The following is a 21,130-nucleotide window of genomic DNA, read 5'->3' as shown; positions in this document are numbered from 1 at the left end:
TTAGTTATTGGGAAATTTCTTTCCTGTAAGGTCAAAAATTTTGGGTTGATCCTTGTTTTGATCGACCTTGTGGACCTGAACTTTATTTCCCTTGATTATGAGTCTTGTTCCTGCAGATTTAAAGTTCGTTTTGGTCTCTTGCTTACCCTTAAGGCTTGCAATTTCAGACACGTCTGCCAATTCGTACTTGTCCCAACCCGGCATATCTTCCAGGGTGATTACGAAGTCGTTGTTCATGACGGTCTTCCAGGTTTCAGCCGTATTGTCGTTGGCCCAGCCTTCCATGGCGTAGTCACCGTACCAGGGCATGAACCAGCTCCAGTTGGCTCCATCGGCCTTCATTTCGTCGGGGAAGGGAACAGAACCATTTTCACTTAAGGCGATAATCTTCTTGCCGCCGTAAATATCCTTCACGGTTTCAAAACTGCCCACCAGGCTGGAGTGGTTTGCTTCGCGAGGATAGTAATAGTAATCGCGGCCCACAACGTCTACGTATTCGTCGCCAGGGTACCAATCGATGGCGTCCTTGGCTTCGTCGGTGGTCCAGACCCAAATGAGATTATGCAGGTCTTTTTTGTTGACGAAAATATCGAACATCAAACGATAAAGGGCGACGCAGGCTTCGGCACCATCGGTACCCCACCAGAACCACTTACCGGCGGCTTCGTGAAGGGGGCGCCACAATACGGCAACACCGGCTTCCTGTAAAGTGTGAAGGCTGTCGGCAATCATTTCCAGATCGCGGACAATGGCCTTGTATTCGTCGGATTCTGTTTTCCACTTTTTGGTAGTCAGGTCGTAAGCCTTGGTGACGCTGAATGTGGTGAATGGATCGTTTCCGCTGGACTCGGTGTAGAAGGCTTCCACATCCCACATGGGGTCTTTCCAGTGCCAGTTAAATTGAGGGATGCCTCCCTGCTTCCAGACGTACTTTGCCATTTCCAGGGTGGCGTGGGTGTAGCCCTGATGCCACATGCCGTCGGAGCCGCTGCCGCTGGCGTGCAAGAAGTCAAAACCTACCAGCACCACGTTCTTGCCGGAGGCATCTGCGATGTACTTCAATTCAGTCTGAGTTTCGTAAGTCTGAGGCGTGTACTTACCGTCATTTTCGAAGGGACGTTCCGTCATGACGCCGCTAATGACTCGCTTTCCAAAATTTGTCAGCAGGAAGTTATAGAGCTTCTGTGCGCTTTCGGTAGGTTCCGGTGTCACGGGACTTGCGCTCAGACTGAATGGGGCAGCTTCGTATTCGGTAAGCTCGATGTAGTCCAGATTCACCCAGCCCCAGGAATGTACAATACCGATGGTGTTGTCGCCCTTGTTCAGCTTGATTTTTCCTGCACCCTTGATGGTGGAAAACTCGTCGTTCATGCCGAAGGAAATTTGACCTGCGGAGATTCCGTTGATAGTCAAGTTCTGAATTTTGTCAGTCCCGTCGGTAGGGAGCATGTAATTGGCCCACAGGGTGTAATAACCTGTTTCAGGAACGTTCACCTTGAATTCCAAATTGCCCTCTTTCATAGCCACATAAGAGCCTCCAGAAACGCCTGCCTTGGAAACAACTTCAACCTTATGGTCGTCGGCGAGAACGGCGTCTTCGGCTTCTAGGCGAATTGCTGCGGCGTTGGCCGAAACCAGGGCGGCCAATCCAAAAAACGGGGCTTGTTTAAACATGTTCATTCCAAAACTCCATGTATACATATTCTTTTAGAAAAAAACGCCGCGGTGTCCCGCGACGTTTTCCCACACATCAAACTTGATGAATTACTTGATGATGATCGGCTGGGTTGCGGTGATGCCTGCGCCCTTGACGCGTACGATGTACTGACCCTTGGACATGTCGGTCATATCGAATGCGTGGGTGCCTGCAGACAGGGTTCCGCGATAGAGGGTGGCGACGCGCTTGCCGTTCATACCGAACACATCTACGTTGACCAGGCCCGCGGAAGCGGCAGTGAACATGATGCAGTTTCCGTTTACAGACATCTTTGTAGCAGGTGCTGCTGCGGTAGCCTTGATTGCTGTCGTTGCCGGAGTTCCGTCAAAGTAAGTTTCCACCTTGGTAATGGTAGCCTGTTCCGGGGAGAAGGTGTCGAATTCTGTATCGAAGTTGTTGATGACGATTGCTCCACCATCAACGACCACATTGTCAATCATAACTTCGCCGCTGAAGGCATCCGTAGTCATCTTGATAATGACTTGGCTGAGGTTGCCTAGATTGCTGGTGATGGGGAAGTCGTCTTCCCAGTAGGCGAACTTGTTGATGGGGAAGGTGCAAGTTGCGGTTTCGCCTGCTGCTACGTCGCAGTAACTGTTGGCATTGTACCAGCCCCATTTGATGTGAGTATCGCTGGCGTTGGTCTTCATGGCCATGGTGTACTGAAGATCGCTGGTGGAGTTGTTCTTTACGGTAAAGGTAATAGCCTTTGCTGTTCCCAGGTTGGTTGTGAAATTGTATGTCAGGTTTGCTCCTTCAGAAGCGTCGACGCCAGCGTAGGTCACCTTCATCCAGCCGTTCTGTCCACCGGCGGATGCGGTAAAGTCAGAAAGTTTCACCTTGGTGGAATCCAGTTTGTAGATGGTTGTAAGAGCTTCTGCGGAATTGGCGAGGCTCCAGATGGCGTTCAGGTAGAAACTGTTGCCGGCTTCTTCATGGAGTGTCCAGCCCATGGCGCCGGAATAGCCGTTCTTGAATGCGTAGGTGTAAGCATCTGCAATGGTCATCTGGCGAGATCCAGCAGGGTCGCTGCTGAGGTTGCCACCACTGGTGTTCACGTTCACCCAGTCAGCACCCGGGAGCTCGCCTACCACCATGGGCTTGTCCAGCATGTAGTAGCTGTATGGGTTGTGGAAGGGACTTGCGCTGTTGGGGTTCCATTCGGGATAGTAGTGAACTTGGTAGAAGTCCAGAGTTCCCTTGGGGTACTTGTTTTCGCCGGCGGCCAGGAGCATGGCGTCGGTATAGTAGTTCTTGCCGCACTTGTCGCTGGTCATAGTAAAGCGGGCGCTACCGTTAGAAACCAGGTTGTTGGGGGCTTCCTTGTGGATGGCGTCGGCAGTCATGTTGATGACGCGCTGGATGTACTTGATGTCCACCAGCTCGGTGCCCCAGCCGTTGCCGAAGTTCTCGGTGCTGGTCATGCCTTCCGGTTCATTGAATACTTCCCAGGCGAGGAGTGCGGGATGATTCTTGTATGCCTTTACCAGCGGAAGCACAGCCTTGTCAATGAAAGCCTGTGTGGCGGCTTCTTCCTTAAGAATCAATTCGTTGGCGGTAAAGTCAAAACGACCGCCCCAACTTGTTGTGCTTTCGTAGTCCTTCTTCATCATGTCGAAGGAAAGAAGGCAGAGGTCTACCACGATGCCGTATTCTTCGGCGATATCCAGAACCATACCGACGTTCTTGATGGTCTGTTCTTCGATGCCTGTGGCGTAATGGGTGGTGGGATCAAAGCTTGGGTCCATGGTGTTGTTGGTGAAAAGCCACCAACGAATGGAGTTACCGCCTGCAGCGCGAAGATCCTTCAAATCCTTACGGACTGCATTTTCGTCGATGGTCATCAGCTTGCCGTTGGCGTCCTTACCAACGTCCTGGCTGAAATTCCACCAGGCGATATTCATGCCGTTGAGAAATACTTCATTGCCGTTGTAGCAGAGCTTGCTCTTGTCGTTTGCGCAAATGCTCATTTTATAACCATCGCCGTTTGCGGCCATGGCTGAAGTTGCGAAAAAGGCGCCGCCCACCAGGGAAAGCGCTAAAGCTTTTTTTAAAATTTTGTTCATAAGTATACTCCAAACAAGCGTCTTCAGAGACGCAAAAATACCAAACAACAGAGTTAATATAATTTATTTTGGTAGTTTAAATCAAAGTGTTTTTTTTTTTTATCAAAACAAAAAATGCTTCGGAATTTTATCCCGAAGCATAAACTTTTACCTTTGTAGAAAAAGGGATTACTGTGCGCCACCGATAATGGTTGCGTCCATGAACTGTCCTTCCTGGACTTCAACTGTGGCGGGTTTGTTGAAATCGCTCAAAGCTGTTCCGTCGTCTGCGACAACATCGTCGTAGAAAATCGTTCCGTTTACACCCGGGGTGGAAATTTCCAGGAGGATTGTGGAAACGTCTGCGAGATAGGCTGTCAGTTCTTCACCTTCAAGAACGGTCTGGTTTGCGGCTGTTGTTGCAAGATCAATTTCACAGGCTTCCTTGGCGCCGCCGTTAATCCAGCAGCCGTCGGGCTGAGCCCATTTCCACTTGGAGTCCATGAAGGCGATGGTGAACCACAGACCGTCTCCGTTATTGGAATTGTCAACATTGAATGTGAGCTTGGTTGCCTTGGACAGGTCGACGACGGAACCTCCGTGGAGGACTACGTTGCCGCGAACGGTGTCTTCTGGAGAACTTGCTGTCATGACAACCTGCAAGTATCCATTGGTGGCGATGTCTTCAGGAAGCACGAGGGGTGCCTTTTCAACGGCGGTATCCAGGTCTGCAAGGGCGTATCCGACGACGCATGCTGCTGCAGGAGCGTTGCTGATGACGTAGTTGTCCCAACCGGGCATGTCTTCCAGGGCGAATACGCAGGGGTCTGCCAAATTAGCTGCCCAGACGGTGTTCTTGGTCTTACTGACGTACTTGCCGTCCCAGCTTTCATACCAAGGCATGTTCCAGCTCCAGACGGCGTTGTCGGCGTGCATCAGGGATGCGTCAGGGATAGGACCATTTTCAGAGAGTGCGATGATCTTGTCGCCATGAATAGTCTTCATGTTGCTGAATACAGCTGCGTTGCTCTGATAGTCATAGGACTTGTTGTAGATGTCTACGGAGAACACGTCGTAATAGGCACTACCCGGATCCCACGTTGCATCGCTGAAGATTGTCTTTTCTGCATTCCACACCCATACCAGGTTCTTTACACCGTTGACCTTGACCATGCGGTCATATACAAGGCGGTAAAGGGCTGCGTATTCTGCGCCCTGGTGCATCTTGTCGGTGGCGCTCCACCAGAACCAGGCTCCACCGGATTCATGAAGGGGACGGAAGATTGCAGCTACGCCCTGTTCCTGAAGCTGGAGGAAGTATTCAGAAATTTCATCAATGTCGGCGACAATCTGCTGGTAGGCTTCGGATGTTTCGTCCCATTCGGTGGTTCCTGCCTTAAAACCTGCAGCGTAGTCAAAAGTGGTAAATTCGCTGGCGTTACCCTTCTTGGTGTAGAAGGCGTCGATAGCGTGGCTGGGGTCCTTCCAGTGCCAGGAGAAGGCCGGAATACCGCCCTGCTTCCAAAGGTCCGCTGCTGCTTCCACAGCCATCTTTGTATAACTCTTGTACCATGCATCTCCGGCATTGACACCGTTTGCGAACAGGAAGTCAAAACCCACCAGCGCGGGATATTTGCCTGCGGCTTCGTATACGGCCTTGACGTCGATCATTTCCTTGACGGTGGCTGTGTTGACGTCACCGGTCTGAACACCGGAAACTGTACGAGAACCGAAGTTGGTGGCGAGGAAGTTGTAAAGCTTCTGGGCGCTAGCAGTAGCTCCTTCTGTAACCGGAGCGTAGCTGAAGGTTCCGGGCACGTTGGTAATCGGAGTGTTGTTTCCTTCGTTTCCGTTGTCAGATACTGCAGTGGTATCGATGGTCGTGTTAGATGTGTCGGTAGGAGTGCCAGAAGGTGTGCCGGTGCTGTCGCTAGGTGTGGCGGCGGGATCATCTCCCACAACGGTAGTCTGTTCTTCAGGACCGCTGCTAGAATCGTCTGAGCATGCTGTTGTCAGAATAGCTGCAGTTGCAGCCAAGCCAAATGCCAAGAGGGATTTCTTGATATTCATAAACACTCCATACAAAAAGATTTACTTGACTAAAATTATATTCCTGAGAGGAGAGAATTCTTTTTTTGATGTTCTATGTTGTAATAACGTTGAATGGAACACAACAAACTTTTTAATGAAAAAAATGGCGTTTTCTTTCGAAAAAAGCCATTTTCTTTAAGTGTGTTGCGAAATAGAAAAGCTATTTCTCAATAAAGTTGAAGCCGAACTCAAAAGTGCGGGATTCGCCCGGAGGAATCACGATGAGACCGCGGTGATGGTTCAGGGCATCCGGTTCCGTGGTCATGGGCTCGATGGCGATGCTCATGCGGTCGGGGGGAGTGTACATCTGGATGGCGTTATACTGTTCGATACCGGCGCGCTGCCAGATGTCCAGCAGGTACTTCTCGCTTTCCAGCAAAACGTGTGCGTTGTTGATGAAATCTGCATCGGCGGGAGTCTGGGCGAATTCCTTGCCCAGGCAGAAACAGTCATTGATGAATTCATCGGAAATCTTGCGAGACGGGACGAAACGGGAGTCTTCCTTGAAGTTGCCGGTGGGGAGGTCTGCGGAATCCAGCACGGCCAGATTTGTCACAGGCATGGAGAGGGTTAGTTCGTCAATCTTTTCGCCCAGGCTGAAGTAGGGGTGCCAACCTTCGGAATAGGGCATGTCCTTCTGGCCCAGGTTTTCGACCTTGGAGTAGATGGTCACCTTTTCACCTGTGTAGATGATGGTGTTGGTGGCGCGGAAGGGGAAGGGGAAGCCGGCGTAGGCGCCAGACCAGTCGCAAGTGAATACTGCTGTGCAGCAGTCGTTATCGCTTTCAAAACTCTGGAAAGTCCATTCCCTGTTCTGCAAGAAACCATGAAGGGCGTGGGGAGCCCAGCTGACGTTGTTTTCCAGCTGGTATTCGTTGCCGTTCCAGTTGAATTTGGCAAAACCGGTTCTTCCCGGGAAGGGGGTCAGTCGGCAGCCGGCGTTGGTATCAGGGCCCACCTGGTGGATGGTGGAACCGTCGCGGTAACCGAACAATAGATCAAGCAGTTCGCCGTGTTTTTCATTTACGGGTACGCGCCAGGCGTTAAGGCCTCCACCGTAGCCGCTAAGGATTTCGAATTCTGCACCGTCATCGCGCTGCAATACATAACACTGGACAGTACCCAGGGGGCGAGAAATAATCTTGAACTGACTCATATGTAGGGAATCTAGATAATAAAATCAGCATTCCAATAGTGAATATAGCCGAGTAATAAAAATGTATTAGTCTTGCCAATTTGTGGAAGTTTTTTGTAAGCATGATTTGCCGTAAATCACAGTTAACACAATTCCGTCAATGGTCCATTTTGTTGTATTGGACAGAGAAAAATGAATTTCTATTTTTCACACCATGGAAAAACAGACTATTGTAGCCCCGATGACCCCCAACGGCGTAAGTGCCGTGGCTGCCATTCGTGTCAGCGGCCCCCAGGTGAAATCCGTGGTGAAGACCCTCTTTGGTGAAAAGGCCGTGGCTGGGCTTAAATCCCACATGGCAAAACTGGGTACAGCCAAGTGGCCAGCTTCTGTTGAAGGTGGATGCCGTGCCGGGGCTGTGATTGATAGTCTGCTGTACTTGTATTTTGAAGGTCCCAATTCTTATACTGGCGAAGATGTCCTGGAACTTTACCCCCATGGCAATCCCCTAATTGTCCGTGACCTGCTTCAGGCTTGCCGAATGGTAGAGGGGGTGCGCCTGGCTGAACCGGGTGAATATACCCGTCGAGCTTTTTTGAACGGGAAGATGGACTTGACCCAGGCGGAGTCTGTGGCTGACGTGATTCACAGCGCAAACCGTTCCGAATTGGAAAACGCCCACCGTTTGCTGGGAGGCGCCCTTTCTAAAAAGGTTTCTGCCCTCACCGAGCAGGTGAAGGATATTTCTGCCCGCATGGAACTGGATGTGGATTTCGCCGAAGAAGAGGCGGATCCGGATTACGCTGGCTGGGAAACCCGCTTTGTGGCCATTCGCCAGTCGGTTCAGGGAATTCTGGATAGTTTCCGCGGCAAGGCTGAAGTGGGCCGCTTGCCTCTGGTGGTCTTGTATGGAGCCCCTAATGCAGGTAAGTCCAGCTTGGTAAATGCATTGCTAGGTGAAGACCGTATTCTTGTCAGTGACATTGCGGGAACCACCCGCGACTTCGTGGAAGTCCGTCTGTTCCTGGATGGTGGCGAAATCCGTCTGGTGGATACCGCTGGCCTTGCCGAAAAGGCTGCCGACGCTCTGGATGCCTTAAGCATGGAAAAGAGTAAGCAAATTTTGGCTGAAGCGGATATGAAAATCTTGTTAGTTGATGGAACAACTAGCGTCATCCTGAACCCCGAAGGGGTGAAGGATCCAGTAGGCATGAATGTTCATCCGGATCTTGTTCTGCAAACGAAGGCTGACCTTTCTAGGGATGTCGCTCTGAACTCGGTTCAGGGGCAACTTGCCATATCTTCAAAAACAGGCGCAGGTCTCGCTGAACTTAAATCCGCTCTCAACGCCCGCCTTTTCAAGAATCGCGAAAATTCCGAAGACCTCTGGATCACAAGCGAACGCGAAAAGGCCTGCCTCGAAGATGCTCTTGCCGGCATCGATCGCGTGCTTCTACAGTTGCGTTCCAATCCCGCAGTAGAACTGCTGGCCTTTGAAATGCAAATCGTTCGCCGCGCCCTCCAGAGCATTACCGGCGAAATCTCATCTGAAGACGTTTTACAATCCATCTTTGCGGGGTTCTGCATTGGGAAATAGTTATATTGGCGCGCTGCTCGCCATTTTCATATTTGGCTCCTACATGGTGCCGCTGAAGAAATGGTCTTCCTATTCTTCCTGGTCCTTCCTTTCCATGATGACCACGGGGGCGTTAATTTGTTCCCTGGTGATTGCCTTTGTGACAGGATCTTTCAACTTGAACCCCATGGGCCTGCTTTGCGGTCTTTTGTGGGTGGCAGGCGGGGCTTTCAGCTTCTGGGCGGTTCAAGCCGAGGCTGACCTTGCTGGAGCAGGTGTCCGTGCCATGGGAGTGAGCATCCTGGCTTCCTTCCTTTCCGGTGTTCTGCTGTTTGGAGAACCTTCCAACTTTGCGTTGTCCATCCCGGCGATTGTATGCTTTCTGGTGGGCCTGTCCCGCTTGACGCCTTCCTCAGGAGGCTCCGTTTTTAAGAACTGGCGTTCTTTTTTGGGCGGTTTTGTTTTCGGTACTTACCTCATACCTTTCAAAATAGCGACTGCCCATGGCCTTCAGCTTTCCGACCTGGAATTTATGTGCCCCCTTTCTATCGGCATCTTTGTGGGAAGCCAGATTCTGGTGGGCATCCTCATGCTCAAACGTAAGAAGGCATTTGATTTCCCGCTGGTGCCAAGCCTCATTTGCGTGGGTACAGGTGCCCTTTGGACTTTTGGCATGCACGGTTGCTTCTGGGCTATCGCTCCTATTGCTGCAGGCGGTTCCTTGGGATATGCCGTTGGCTATCCCTTGACTCAGCTTAATTTGCTGGTGAACCTTTGCTGGGGTGTGATTGTCTTTGGCGAATACAAGACTGCCAAGGAACGCATCAGACTTCTGCTGGCGACATTTGTAATTCTCGCCGGCGCAGTGCTCTTGACCCTTTCCAAGGGGTAATTGAATCTTGGATGTACGCGAAAAAGGCGGTGGAAAACCATTGTTTGAAGCTCTTTCCACTGCCTTTTCTTTATTTTGTGTGTAAAAATCCTACGCGAATTTGGACCGTAGCGGTGAAAATTGCTCCTTTGGGAGCTATTTTTGTATGTGTTTCACCTTATTTTGTGGATAACATAATAAAAAGGCGGTGGATTTCTCCTGTCTAGGACTCTTTCCACTGCCTTTTTGAGTGAGTACTCTTGAGCGACCTTACTTGACGGCAATCTTCTTTACGGTATTACCTACCTTCACAATATAAACGCCGCTCTTCAGAGTCTGCAGGTTCAGAGTGGCATGGCCTGCAACTGCCGGCTGGTTCATGACTTTGCGGCCCTTCAAGTCTGTCAACTGGATACTAGAAGACTTTGCATTCTGCAGGTTTACAATCAGGGTTCGGCCATTCAGGCTCATGTTGAAGCCTGTTGCGATTTGAGTAACGATTCCGTCCTTTGCGCCTGTTGCTTCTCGAGTCACTTCGTCATAGCGGGTGGCTAGTGCCATCAGGTACCAAGTGCTGTGGGGGAGCCACTGTTCAATCCAACGCCAGTTGTCCCAAGATTTTCCGTTAATGGCGTTGACGTCGTCCCACACGATTCCGCTACCGTCTGTGTTCAATCCGGAAATGCCGTTGGCGATACCGCCTTCGAGGGTGGCGTCGTAATTGGAAGATCCATCATAGATGGCGGGATTCTTCTTTCCCTTCTTGTACATCATGCACACGCCGTAAGGGTTCTTTCCCAAAATCCAGTCCAGCTGATCGGTAGCGTACTTGTTGATTTCTTTTTTGTTCGGGGTGTCTCCTAGAACTTTTGTTGCGTATACGGCTGCGGCAGAAAGGCTGGCCAATCGAGCGTCTTCGCCTTGCCACCAGTAATTACTTTCGTTATCGTGGGGGATAAAGAAGGTGTTCTTGATGGTGTTTTGTGTCTTGGCGGTTTGACGTGCGTAACCGAAGGGATTGCCCACTTCGTTTGTAACGGAGATAAGCCAGTTTAGATGCTTGCTGATAGCGTCTTTAACCACGGGAAGTTCGCGGGAGGCGCAACCGCCACCGGGGCACAAGTCCATTTCGTGTGCTAACTCTGCAAAACGGCATAGCGCGACTAGAGGAAGCCCTGCGTCGCTGGCGTGCCAGAAGGGACGAGTCTTAGCGTCATCGCTCCAGAAGAATCCTTCATCACTGAGTCGGTCAATCAGGTGTTCTGCGCGTTTGAGGGCTTCGTTGTAGTAGTCATGTTTTTCCGATGAAGCACCTGCGCTATATAGTTCCATTGCTGCCAACAGCGCGGTGTAATCGTCGATGATGTTTTCCTTGCCGTCGTCGCAATAGGCGCAGCTTCCACCAATAGACTGCTTGGACTGCAAATGTTCAAAGCCCTTCTTTGCTGCGGCCAGGTATTGTTCGCTGGTGTAGTCGCCGTTCTTCTTCAGCATAGAGGCTCGGGCAAGGCCTGCAATCGCCATGCCGCCACCTTCGCGGAATGCGGTCTGGTACTTGGAACTTCTTGTGCCTTCGCTTCCGCTAAAGGCGCAGACGCTACGGTCGGCTTGTCCCCAGCTATCGAATACGGTCATGTAGAAGTAGCCTTCTTCGCTCAGCATGCGGACTAGGAAGTCTGCGCCGTAGATGGCTTCATCCACTGCGGTAACGGTAGACGGATTGGCGCTCAATGCGGCGGGCATTTTTTCTGCGGCGAATGCCAAGGCCCACACCGTTAGCGGAATTTGCTGCGGGTTCAAATAGTTTGCATAAGACAGGTGGCTAAGGTACTTACTCACGTCGCCGCTGGCGTCATACCAACCGCCGTGAACGTCCACCTTGGTGCCGCTCCCTTCCAGAGGAACACTCTTGTCCCAGCCCACGATAGGATCCTTGTCGGCGCGATCCTTGTAGAAGTAATCCATCACGGACTTCAAGGTGTTGGCGGCCAGGGCGTTTTCTGCAACCACGAAATAATCTGATGTAGAAGGGGAGCCTTCGTTGACGCTGACGTAGTATGTGCCTGCTTTAAGGGAATCGCCCAAGTCGATGACATAGTATTTGCCGTTCTTGCTCCAGTTATCCGGATTGACGCCTGCGCCAAAAGTTCCGCCCTTGATGCTGCCGCCCAGCATTCCATCGGAACCGCCGCCGAACAAAGTCCAGTTGACCCCTTCCAGGTTCTTGTCGCTTTCCACGATAACGGAAACGGGCTGACCTACGTCATAACCCACCTGGTTGTAGTAAAAGGCGTTGTCTGCGTTGGCGATGGAGGCCAGCGCTGCTAAAGTCGATACGGTAAAAATCTTAGTTCTCATGAGATAAAATTTAATTCCGTAGTTCAAGAAGATTAAAAGGGGATGGATGGACATCGGGAGAACGAAGCTAACCTTTTAGATTAACAATTACGCAAAAATTGCGTTAAAATAAAGGTGGGTTGGCCCGTCATAGGCTTGTCGACCTTGATGGATTCTATGGATTGTGTTGAAAATGAGGTGATTTTATGCTTTTGTAATGTCCTGAATACCATCAAAAATAGGGTGTTAGAGTGTTATTAACGCAAAAAATGCGTTTAAAATGCATAAAGTTCTTCTCTAGGTTAGCTGTCCCCTTGTGCGAACCCACCTATTAATCTACCTTTACCCTCATAAGAAATCGGGCCGCAGGCCCTTTAACTTTTACACTTTAACCTTTAACCTATAAGCTACTATGTACTACGAAAGCATTAAGGTTCTCGACTGCACCATCCGCGACGGTGGTCTCGTCAACAAGCACGACTTCTCCCTGGAATTCGTCCGTCGTCTTTACACCCTCCTGTCCGCCGCTGGCGTCGACTACATGGAAATGGGTTACAAGAACTCTCCGGAACTGTTCGACCCCAAGGAATACGGTCCGTGGAAGTTCTGCGATGACGATCTGCTGTGGAAGGTGAAGGACGGCATCGATTCCAAGATGAAGATGGCCGTGATGGCTGACGTGGGCCGCGTGAACATGGACGCTGTGAAGCCCGCTGACCAAAGCCCCTACCAGATGTTCCGCGTTGCTTCTTACGTGAAGAACATCGACAAGGGTATCGAAATGGTGAACGCCTTCAACCAGATGGGTTACGAAACCACTCTGAACATCATGGCTGTTAGCCGTGACCGCGGTCCGGAACTGGATGAAGCTCTGCACCAGGTGAACGAAGAATGTAAGGCTGACGTTCTGTACCTCGTAGACAGCTTCGGCGCCTTCTACCAGGAAGACATCGATAAGGAAATGGCTCGCTACCGTGGCATCGTGAAGAACAAGCAGTTCGGCTTCCATGGTCATAACAACCAGCAGCTGGCTTTCTCTAACACCATTCAGGCTATCATCAACCACGTTGACTTCCTGGACGGTTCCGTTTCCGGTATGGGCCGTGGCGCTGGCAACTGCACCACCGAACTTCTCCTTGGCTTCCTGAAGAACCCCAAGTACGATCTCCGTCCGGTTCTCGATGCTTACCAGGAACTGTTCCTCCCGCTCCAGGCCAAGTACGAATGGGGCTACATCATTCCGCAGATGATCACAGGTATGCTGAACCGTCACCCGCAGGATGCAATCGCCGTCCGCAAGACCGAAGACAAGGACAACTACTCCAAGTTCTACAACCATATGATGAACGACTAAAGAGGTTTTGGTGCGCAGGCAAGTAAACTTGCCTGGATAACAAAACCTTTGGCCGTAGACTCGCAGCCCGCGGGGCAAGAGTCCCACGATTAAGAGCCGAGAGTCGCTTCATAAAAAATCCCGAGTTCCGTTTTTTTCACGGACTCGGGATTTTTTGTTAGAAGGAGTAGATGAATTCTTGATTACTGCAGCTGCCACTGCTTCAGGAATGCCCAGGCAGATTTGCCGTCAGCATAGGAGTGGCCTGCGTTAGGATCGTTGCGGAATACAACCTTCACGCCGTCCATGCAGTTGGAGTATTCCTTCACGGTGACGTTGCCGTCTCGGCTTTCTGTGGGGTTGCCGGTACAGCCATTCTTTTGGCCCCAGAAGGTGAAGTTCTTTTCGGCGCCGAGGAAGTTCAGGCCGTCGCCGCGACCGCTGTCGCCACCCTGATAGACGCAGACGCCATCGCTAGTGCTGCGGTACATGATAATGGGAATGGGGCGAGCCGGGTTGCAGGATGCGCTGTTGACGGTATTCAGGTCCATTGCGGAAGGTGCCACGGCGGCCAGTTCATCGGCCAAGTTGCAAGCCAGATGATTGGTCATGCCACCGCCCATAGAGAAGCCGCTGGCGTACACGCGCTTCTTGTCGATGCAGGCGGATTCGCTGGCCGCCTTGATCATTTCGCGGGTGAACTTTACGTCGTCTGCGGTAGAGCAGCAGGGGCCTACGTTCCAGGCTGCGCTTGCTCCGTTGGGGTACAGGGAGATGACGCCTTCAGGATCAGTCTGAGCCCTCAATTGGGTTCCGCCCATCTGTCCCTGACCATTACCGCCGATACCGTGGAAGTCAATGACCAGAGGGACTGCCTTGTCGCCCTTGTAGGCGCTGGGAACGTGCATGATGAAGGTTCGGGTCTGTCCATCTACGTTTACGCTCATGGTCTGATCGCCGGCCTTTGCAGTCTTGCTGGCGCAATTTACAATCAGTTCGACGCTGGAGCTGGATCTTGCTGTGGAGGCGGAACTCTGGGATGCGGAACTTGCCGGTCCCCAAGTCATAGAAGAAGAGCTAGGCTGCTCCCAAGTCATAGAAGAACTGGATGCTGTCAAGTCCTGCTTTTCCAAGGTAAAGACTTTTCCAGTTTCCTCCTCTTCGGCCATGGTATAGCTGAAAATCTTGTATCCGGTAAGAGAGAATGCCAAGTAGGGCAGAGGGTCGCCAGCCTTCATCAAGGCACCGCGACTTACGATGTAGTTGTCGTTTACGCTACTGCTGGACACCTTCAGAATCATGAATTTCTGGCCAGCGAATTTCTGAATGTCGATGGAGGTGTTCTGTGAATTGAACTCCTGCTGCATCATCATCTTGCCAAGAGCGTCCATCATAGAAACCTTGAAGGGATTACCGCTGGGGTTGGCAATGCTCAAGACGTTTCCATTTTTGGCTACGGCAATTTTGTTTTGAATAGAGGCGTCTGCAATTGCAGTCGTTATTTTATCGCCGATGGAAAATCTTCCTTGGGCGTCGCTTGTTGCGGTGTAGCCACCATAGTTGTAGCAGGTGATGTTAACGCCTTCCAGAGGCTCGTTGTCTGTGTTGACCACGGTACCGTCAAGATTCCACGCGGAGGCTGCAATTGCGGTGACAAGAACGCCACCCAGGGCATGCTTCAAAAACATAAAATCTCCTTTAGAGTTTTATCCCGAACACACCTTGATTTACAAAACCAAACTCAAGTTAGAATAATTACGCAGAGAATCCCCTGGAAAAAGATGATAAATAAAACTGACATTAAGAAAAAACGGGGTGATTGTTCTCGTTTGCGTTTCCTTCGGGAATAATGTTCCCGAATAATAAAAAAGTCTCCGCCGTAGCGAAGACTTTCTCTCTCTCTTGCCGCGCAGATCCTGGTCTGCGTGGGATTATTTCTTCTTGCGTTTTCCCGGAGGGCCAGGCATAAAGGGGCTGCTTGCCTTTTCCTTTTCGGCCTTGACTTCGGTCTCGATTTCCTGGCCGGTAATCACGACGTCACCAACGCTTAGACCCTTCAGGATTTCCACGTTCACGCCGTCGCTAATGCCAATCTTGATGGGGCGGGGGGCAGCCTTCCCGTTGACGCTGACCCAGACCATGTTTCTGCCTTTCTGCTTGCCGGGCTTACGCTTTCCGCCAAAGCCACCCTTGCCGAATCCGCCAGGACCGCCGGGACCCATTCCCGGGGGAGGGCCGCCAGCACCAGGACCGCCAGGAGGAGGACCATCCATTCCCGGGGGCGGCGGGGGCATTTCGCCTTCCTTGAATCCTGGCGGCGGGCCGAAACCTTCGGGAGGCATAGGCGGGCGTGGCATATCCTTGAAGTCCGCCATGGGAGTGCTTTCGTTGGGTGTAAACTTCAATGCCTTTGCCGGAATGGAAATGGCGTCCTGAACTTCCTTCGTTACGATGGTACAGGTGGCGGTCATGCCCGGCAGCAATTTCTGATCCGGATTGTCGGCGGTAATGACCACGGTGTAAGTCACCACGTTGCTTGTGGTGGTGGGGTTCAGGCGTACTTCCTGAACCTTGCCGCTGAACTTGTCGTCCTGGAATGCGTCCACTGTAAATTCAACACGCTGGCCGGCTTTTACCTGTCCGATATCCGCTTCGTCTACGTCGGCCATAACCTTCATTTGGCTCAAGTCCTTTGCGATAATGAACAGGGTGGGGGTGCTCATGGAGGCGGCCACGGTCTGGCCCACGTCTACGGCGCGCTTCAAAACTACGCCGCTAATGGGGCTCTTGATGGTGGCGTAACTGAGATTCAGGCGGGCCTGGGCCACTTCGTTCTTGCGCTGTTCCATGGTGAACTTGGCGGCATTTACGCTGTACTCGGCAGATTCCAGTTCCACGGCGCTGGCGCTGTTGCTTTCGGCCAACTTCTTGGTACGTTCAAAAGTTTTTGTCTTGTAGTTAAAATCGTTTTCGGCTGACTTGTAGGCGATTTCGGCCTGGTTCAAGGTGGCCTGTAACTTGGACTTGTCCAGCTCCGCAATGACCTGTCCCTTTTTGACCTTGGAATTGAAATCCACGAAAAGCTTGCTGATATCGCCAGAAACCTGGGTGCCCACTTCCACCTGGTCTACGGGTTCCAGGGAACCTGTTGCAGAAATAGTGGTAGAAATGGTGGCCAGGGTAACTTCCGAAGTGACCAAGGTGGCAATCTTCGCTTCGGCCCCCTTGTCAAACACAAACGTCTTGACTCCATAGCCAACGCCCGCCAAAATGGCGATTACAATTAAGAATTTCAATAGCTTCATCATACTTTACGGAGAAAATTTAGAAAGTATTAGACTTTTTACAGCTATTTAGATGCGCTAGCAAGGGGATTCGTTGCAAAGAAAGACGCTGGCGGGAGACGCTTAATTGTCCCCTGAGGAACTAATTTGAAACATACCCGGTGTTTCCTCCTTTTGATGCGCAATTGCACAGATGCAAACCCGTGTAAAAGTTCTGCAAATTCACTATTGCACTTATGCATTGCCATGTATTCATGGGTTGAACCCACTATTGCGTACACGTATACCCTGGTATTTATGGCTAGAAAGCAGATACGAGATACAAGATATGAAGTGTCATCCAGAGCGAAGCGAAGGATCTAGATATCGGATATGAGTTTTCATAATCGTGCCGGAGGCGCCCTTACCAGCGGTGAGTTTTCAGTTGTGAGCTATGAGTTTTTATAGTCGCGCCAAAGGCGCCTTACTTTTAGCTCACTACTCACTACTCATCACTCATAACTAAACTGCTCAAGGTCTCGTGCGTTTATGAGATTCTGAAACAAGTTCAGAATGACAGTTTGCGAATGTTCAGGACGACACCCCACTATCCACTCTTCACTCTTCACTGTTCACTGTTCACTCATATCTACCCCGCAGTTTATGTCCTTCCTTTCCCCTTAGTCCTAGTCTTTTTTTGAACAGGTTGCTAAATTAGGGGTATGACTCGCATCGTTAAGCAAGATGACAGCGCCGAAGTGCGCCATGTGACCTGGGTTGGCCTGGGTTGGAACGTGGCTCTGTCTGTGGGCAAGTTCTTCGCCGGTTTTATCGGTGGTTCTCAGGCCTTGATTGCCGATGCTATTCATAGTGCGTCTGACTTTTTGACGGATATTGCCGTTATTGCGGGTTCCAAGTTGTGGAACTGTCCGCCGGATGCTAACCACCCTTATGGCCACCGCCGTTTCGAGACCCTGATTTCTGTGGGGATCGGTGTGGCGGTTTGCGCTGTTGGCTTGGGGCTTGGGTACGATGCCATTCAGACCCTGCGATTGGGAGAAGAGGGCGCGTCTCATCCGGAATGGATTGCTGCTGTTATGGCGGCACTCTCCATTGCCATTAAAGAGGGCTTGTTCCGTTATACGCGCAAGGCGGGCAAGAACATCCGCAGTCAGGCTCTCGAAGCCAACGCCTGGCACCATCGCAGCGATGCCTACAGTTCTATTCCCGTGTTGATTGCGGTGGGGATCGGCATCCTGTTCCCGGAACTTTGGTTTGCGGATTCCGTGGGCGCTCTGATTGTGGCTTGCTTTATTCTGCATTCGGGCTACGAAATTGCCTGGCCTGGAATTCACCAGGTGGCAGATATTGGTGCCCCTGAGGAAACGGCGACGAAATTAAAAACGTTAGCCCTTGAAACTCCCGGCGTCATTAGTATCCATGGTTTCAGGACCCGCTTTGTGGGTAGTGACCTTCATGTGGACCTGCATATTGTGGTTCCTGCCGATATGACCCTCCTGGCTGCCCATGATCTTTCCGAAGAAGTGGAGCGCCGAATCCTGGAAGCGGGCGAAAATGTGGTGGATGCCATGGTCCACGTAGACCCCTTCGACCCCAAGAAGGCCTTCAAGTAAAAAATTTTCTGTGCAAATTGCATATTGCCCCGAAATGGTATAGATTTCTCTAGAAAACTTGCCTTCAAAGGAGTCGTGCATGGTTTTAGATGAAGTTTTCAAACTGAGCAATGGTGTCCGTATTCCGAAAGTTGCCCTTGGCACTTGGCAAACCCCGAACGATGTTGCAGCCGACGCTGTTGTGGCCGCCATCGATGCAGGTTATAAGCATATCGATACCGCCGTTGTTTATGGTAACGAGGCTGGGGTTGGCGCCGGATTGAAGGCTGCCCTCGAAAAGACGGGAATCCACCGCGAAAGTATTTTCTTGACCACAAAGGTGCCCGCCGAAGTCAAGAGCTACAAGGGGGCGGAACAGTCTATTCAAGAAAGCTATGAACGTTTGGCTACGCCCCATATCGACATGATGCTGATCCATTGGCCCAAACCCTGGATCGAAATGAAGGACCCGAATGCGCCTTCTTACAATGCCGAGAATCTGGAAGTGTGGCGCGCCATGGAAGCCGCCTACGACGTGGGCAAAATCCGCTGCCTCGGTGTTTCTAACTTCAGCATTGACGATATCAAGAACATCCAGGATAACTGCAAGGTCCAGCCGGTGGTGAACCAGATTCGCGTTCACATTGGCCATGTGCCTCTGGAACTGATCGAGTATTGCCGCTACAACGGAATCCGCGTGGAGGCTTATTCGCCCAATGCGACGGGCCGCCTGATGAACATTCCTGCGGTGTGCGAGATGGCCAAGAAGTATGGCGTGTCTGTGCCCCAGCTGGCAAACCGTTTCTGCCTGCAGTTGAACCTGGTGACGCTTCCCAAGTCTACCCACGCCGAACGCATCCGCGAAAACGGCGCCCTGGACTTTGAAATCAGTGCCGCCGATATGGAACAGCTGCTGGAAATGCCTGAAATTTAAAGAAACATCTTAACTTTTTCGGGATTTCAGTAAGTCGATATAATCCTCGGAATTGATTTTTGCTTCAAAGAATGACATGATAAGTATGCTATCATGGTCAAGGATTCTCAAGGGAATAAGCTTGGTTATGTTCCCCGGAAAAATAATGTCGTGGTGGCCAATTTGATGGATGCGGGAAAGATGGTTTATGCGTCTGTTCATGAAAATCGTTGGTACGCCATGACTCCGGATGTAACTATTGATTTGTATATGGAAGATTAGGGGGTATCTCTTTGGCGTATTCAATCAAAAATGCTATCTTCGGGGTATGAAGTTTTCGTTCAAGAATTTTGCCGTGTGCGCAGCCTTGGCTTGCTGCGTGTCCAGTGCTTTTGCCGAAGTGAATCTTGCCGTGCATAAGGAAGTTTTGCCTAACGGTCTGACGGTTCTTTTGCACCCCAATAAGCAGGCTCCTACGGTGAGCTGCCGCCTGTTCTATGTGACGGGTTCTGTCCACGAGGTTCCGGGAAAGTCTGGCCTGGCTCACCTGCTGGAACATGAACTGTTCAAGGGAACCAAAAAGGTAGGCATTACGGATAGCATCGCCGATGTCCGCTTTATGGAACTGCAGGATAGTCTGCAGGCCTTGATTCGTCCGGCAAAGATTGCAGGTGATACGGCCACGGTCCGCAAGTTGACTGCGGAGCACGATTCCATTGTGAACGAACACCGCAAGATTTTTGTGAAGGATGAATTGTGGGGCGCTTACCAGGCCGCCGGCGGTACTGGGCTGAACGCCTTTACCACGGACTTGATGACGGCTTACATTGTGACCTTGCCCAAGAACAAGATCGAACTGTTCATGTGGCTGGAAGCCGACCGTATGCAGAATGCGGTGCTCCGTGAATTCTATTCCGAACGTGATGTGGTCCGCGAAGAACGCCGCATGCGTTACGACGACAAGCCCACGGGCCGCTACTACGAAAGTCTGAATTCCCTAATTTACGAGGCCTTCCCCTATCGCGTGCCTACCATTGGCTGGCCTAGTGATATTGCCAACCTGACCCGCGAAATGGCCGACGAACATTACCGCAAGTATTACAAGCCCCGCAATGCCATCTTGGTGTTGGCTGGCGACCTGGATACCACCTCTACCATGGAAATGGTGAAGAAGTATTTTGCGGATATTCCTGCCGGCGAAGCTTTTCCGCCTTTGACCATCCGCGATCCGGAACAGGCTGGCGAAAAGCGCCTGACGGTAAAGCGCCCCGATGCTCCCAACCTGTTTACTCTGGTGTTCAAGACTCCCGAAGTGGGCGACCCGATTCTTTACCCTCTGGATATTGCCGAGGGCGTGCTGAATGGTCGCAGCGGCAAACTTTACAAGCGTCTGGTGGAACAGGAAAAGCTGGCGGTGAATGCTGGCGCAAGCAACAGCCCCAACAAGTATGTGTCTGAATTCAGCGTCACCGTGAACATGCGCCCCGATGCCGACCCCGCCAAGGTGGAAGCTATCGTTTGGGAAGAACTGGAAAAACTGAAGACCGAAACGGTTAGCGAACGTGAATTCCAGAAGGTGAAGAACCGTGCCTACGCTGGCCTGGTCCGTAGCCTTACCGACATGGAAAACGTGGCAACCAATCTGGCCTGGTATGAAATGTTCGGCGACTATCGCATGTACCTCACCTGGGCCGACGAACTGAACAAGGTTAGCGCCGCCTCTGTGCAGGAAGCCGCCCAGAAGACCTTCGTCCGCGATCACAGCGTTGCAGGCCTGCTGCTGAAAGAAAAGCCTGTGGCTGCAAAGCCAGCAGAAACGGCTGTGAAAACTGCAGAACCCACTGCTGTAAAAACGGTGGAATCTGCAGCAAAGGCTGCAAAAAAATCTGACAAAAAATAAAATGGGTTAAGTCGGAAATTAAAACCGCAAACCTGAAATAAAAAAAGAGGAAGTTCCTTGGGAACTTCCTCTTTTTCGCATTAAAGACCGCGTTGAATTACTTCAGCTCTTCAAGAGCTTTCTGGTTCTTAGCGATGATATCTTGCTGGGTTGCGAGCTTCACGCGTTCGGCGTTGACCACGGCTTCCGGGGCACCAGAAACAAACTTCTCATTGGAAAGTTTGCGTTCGATAGATGCGGCAAAGCTCTTGGCCTTTTCGATTTCCTTTTCGAGGCGTGCAATTTCTGCAGCCGGGTCAAGGATACCTTCCAGCGGGATGAAGAGCTCGCCACCGG

At 51.3% G+C, this 21,130-nt stretch carries 14 protein-coding genes and 1 pseudogene; 7 read left to right on the top strand and 8 right to left on the bottom strand.

The features are described 5' to 3' along the window. The 4 genes from B7992_RS10700 to B7992_RS10685 all read right to left on the bottom strand — a co-directional run bounded on the left by B7992_RS10700 (position 1) and on the right by B7992_RS10685 (position 7,009). The gene (locus tag B7992_RS10700) at positions 1 to 1,680 is read right to left on the bottom strand and encodes a glycosyl hydrolase (protein WP_249505560.1); all 1,680 of its coding nucleotides are present in this window, start codon (positions 1,678 to 1,680) and stop codon (positions 1 to 3) included. 84 nt (positions 1,681 to 1,764) lie between these two features. Then, positions 1,765 to 3,783: a T9SS type A sorting domain-containing protein gene (locus B7992_RS10695; protein ID WP_088666266.1), complete on the bottom strand. Its 2,019-nt coding sequence runs from the start codon at positions 3,781 to 3,783 to the stop codon at positions 1,765 to 1,767. Between the two features lie 168 nt (positions 3,784 to 3,951). After that, the gene (locus B7992_RS10690) at positions 3,952 to 5,832 is read right to left on the bottom strand and encodes a glycosyl hydrolase (protein WP_088666265.1); all 1,881 of its coding nucleotides are present in this window, start codon (positions 5,830 to 5,832) and stop codon (positions 3,952 to 3,954) included. A gap of 181 nt (positions 5,833 to 6,013) precedes the next feature. After that, positions 6,014 to 7,009, bottom strand: a complete 996-nt coding sequence (locus B7992_RS10685; protein WP_088666264.1) for an aldose 1-epimerase — start codon at positions 7,007 to 7,009, stop codon at positions 6,014 to 6,016. Between the two features lie 193 nt (positions 7,010 to 7,202). On the opposite strand from B7992_RS10685, the gene mnmE reads away from it, so the two are divergent. Both mnmE and B7992_RS10675 read left to right on the top strand, forming a co-directional pair. After that, positions 7,203 to 8,585 (top strand): tRNA uridine-5-carboxymethylaminomethyl(34) synthesis GTPase MnmE, encoded by a 1,383-nt coding sequence (gene mnmE, locus B7992_RS10680; RefSeq protein WP_073282896.1) that lies wholly within the window; start codon positions 7,203 to 7,205, stop codon positions 8,583 to 8,585. Further along, complete coding sequence (locus B7992_RS10675; protein WP_088666263.1) at positions 8,575 to 9,456, top strand: GRP family sugar transporter; 882 nt, start codon at positions 8,575 to 8,577, stop codon at positions 9,454 to 9,456. The genes mnmE and B7992_RS10675 overlap by 11 nt, the downstream gene beginning before the upstream one ends. Positions 9,457 to 9,705: 249 nt before the next feature. Here B7992_RS10675 and B7992_RS10670 read toward each other — a convergent pair whose 3' ends face one another. Continuing rightward, positions 9,706 to 11,793: a glycoside hydrolase family 9 protein gene (locus tag B7992_RS10670; RefSeq protein ID WP_254917684.1), complete on the bottom strand. Its 2,088-nt coding sequence runs from the start codon at positions 11,791 to 11,793 to the stop codon at positions 9,706 to 9,708. Positions 11,794 to 12,184: 391 nt separating this feature from the next. Here B7992_RS10670 and B7992_RS10665 point away from each other — a divergent pair, with 391 nt between their 5' ends. Then, positions 12,185 to 13,126 (top strand): aldolase catalytic domain-containing protein, encoded by a 942-nt coding sequence (locus tag B7992_RS10665; RefSeq protein WP_073155937.1) that lies wholly within the window; start codon positions 12,185 to 12,187, stop codon positions 13,124 to 13,126. A gap of 182 nt (positions 13,127 to 13,308) precedes the next feature. Here the strand turns inward: B7992_RS10665 and B7992_RS10660 are convergent, their stop codons facing one another. Beyond that, a complete protein-coding gene (locus tag B7992_RS10660; protein ID WP_088666262.1) occupies positions 13,309 to 14,793 on the bottom strand; it encodes a PHB depolymerase family esterase in 1,485 nt (494 codons plus the stop codon). Positions 14,794 to 15,036: 243 nt separating this feature from the next. Then, entirely contained in the window at positions 15,037 to 16,410 is a 1,374-nt protein-coding gene (locus tag B7992_RS10655) for an efflux RND transporter periplasmic adaptor subunit (protein ID WP_254917686.1), read from the bottom strand. 680 nt (positions 16,411 to 17,090) lie between these two features. On the opposite strand from B7992_RS10655, the gene B7992_RS10650 reads away from it, so the two are divergent. From B7992_RS10650 to B7992_RS10640, 4 genes and pseudogenes are all read left to right on the top strand, one after another. Beyond that, on the top strand, positions 17,091 to 18,002 hold the full coding sequence (locus B7992_RS10650; protein ID WP_073155945.1) for a cation diffusion facilitator family transporter: 912 nt from the start codon (positions 17,091 to 17,093) through the stop codon (positions 18,000 to 18,002). Between the two features lie 79 nt (positions 18,003 to 18,081). After that, positions 18,082 to 18,915, top strand: coding sequence for an aldo/keto reductase (locus B7992_RS10645; protein WP_088666261.1), 834 nt, complete (start codon positions 18,082 to 18,084; stop codon positions 18,913 to 18,915). Between the two features lie 87 nt (positions 18,916 to 19,002). Further along, positions 19,003 to 19,176: pseudogene (locus tag B7992_RS16380) on the top strand (HIRAN domain-containing protein); the annotation flags it as partial. A 46-nt stretch (positions 19,177 to 19,222) separates the two neighbouring features. After that, positions 19,223 to 20,794, top strand: a complete 1,572-nt coding sequence (locus B7992_RS10640) for a pitrilysin family protein (RefSeq protein ID WP_088666260.1) — start codon at positions 19,223 to 19,225, stop codon at positions 20,792 to 20,794. Positions 20,795 to 20,891: 97 nt separating this feature from the next. Here the strand turns inward: B7992_RS10640 and B7992_RS10635 are convergent. Continuing rightward, positions 20,892 to 21,130 (bottom strand): hypothetical protein (locus B7992_RS10635; protein ID WP_141100447.1); only part of this gene is annotated, 239 nt, incomplete at its 5' end.

Source organism: Fibrobacter sp. UWH1, from assembly GCF_002210365.1.
Classification (GTDB): domain Bacteria; phylum Fibrobacterota; class Fibrobacteria; order Fibrobacterales; family Fibrobacteraceae; genus Fibrobacter.
This window is presented reverse-complemented; position numbering and strand designations above follow the sequence as displayed.

Coding starts and splice junctions, on each gene's coding strand:
- B7992_RS10695 (WP_088666266.1), bottom strand. CDS start 3,783: ATGAACAAAATTTTAAAAAAAGCTTTAGCGCTTTCCCTGGTGGGCGGC.
- B7992_RS10700 (WP_249505560.1), bottom strand. CDS start 1,680: ATGAACATGTTTAAACAAGCCCCGTTTTTTGGATTGGCCGCCCTGGTT.
- B7992_RS10665 (WP_073155937.1), top strand. CDS start 12,185: ATGTACTACGAAAGCATTAAGGTTCTCGACTGCACCATCCGCGACGGT.
- B7992_RS10690 (WP_088666265.1), bottom strand. CDS start 5,832: ATGAATATCAAGAAATCCCTCTTGGCATTTGGCTTGGCTGCAACTGCA.
- mnmE (WP_073282896.1), top strand. CDS start 7,203: ATGGAAAAACAGACTATTGTAGCCCCGATGACCCCCAACGGCGTAAGT.
- B7992_RS10655 (WP_254917686.1), bottom strand. CDS start 16,410: ATGAAGCTATTGAAATTCTTAATTGTAATCGCCATTTTGGCGGGCGTT.
- B7992_RS10660 (WP_088666262.1), bottom strand. CDS start 14,793: ATGTTTTTGAAGCATGCCCTGGGTGGCGTTCTTGTCACCGCAATTGCA.
- B7992_RS10650 (WP_073155945.1), top strand. CDS start 17,091: ATGACTCGCATCGTTAAGCAAGATGACAGCGCCGAAGTGCGCCATGTG.
- B7992_RS10640 (WP_088666260.1), top strand. CDS start 19,223: ATGAAGTTTTCGTTCAAGAATTTTGCCGTGTGCGCAGCCTTGGCTTGC.
- B7992_RS10645 (WP_088666261.1), top strand. CDS start 18,082: ATGGTTTTAGATGAAGTTTTCAAACTGAGCAATGGTGTCCGTATTCCG.
- B7992_RS10670 (WP_254917684.1), bottom strand. CDS start 11,793: ATGAGAACTAAGATTTTTACCGTATCGACTTTAGCAGCGCTGGCCTCC.
- B7992_RS10685 (WP_088666264.1), bottom strand. CDS start 7,009: ATGAGTCAGTTCAAGATTATTTCTCGCCCCCTGGGTACTGTCCAGTGT.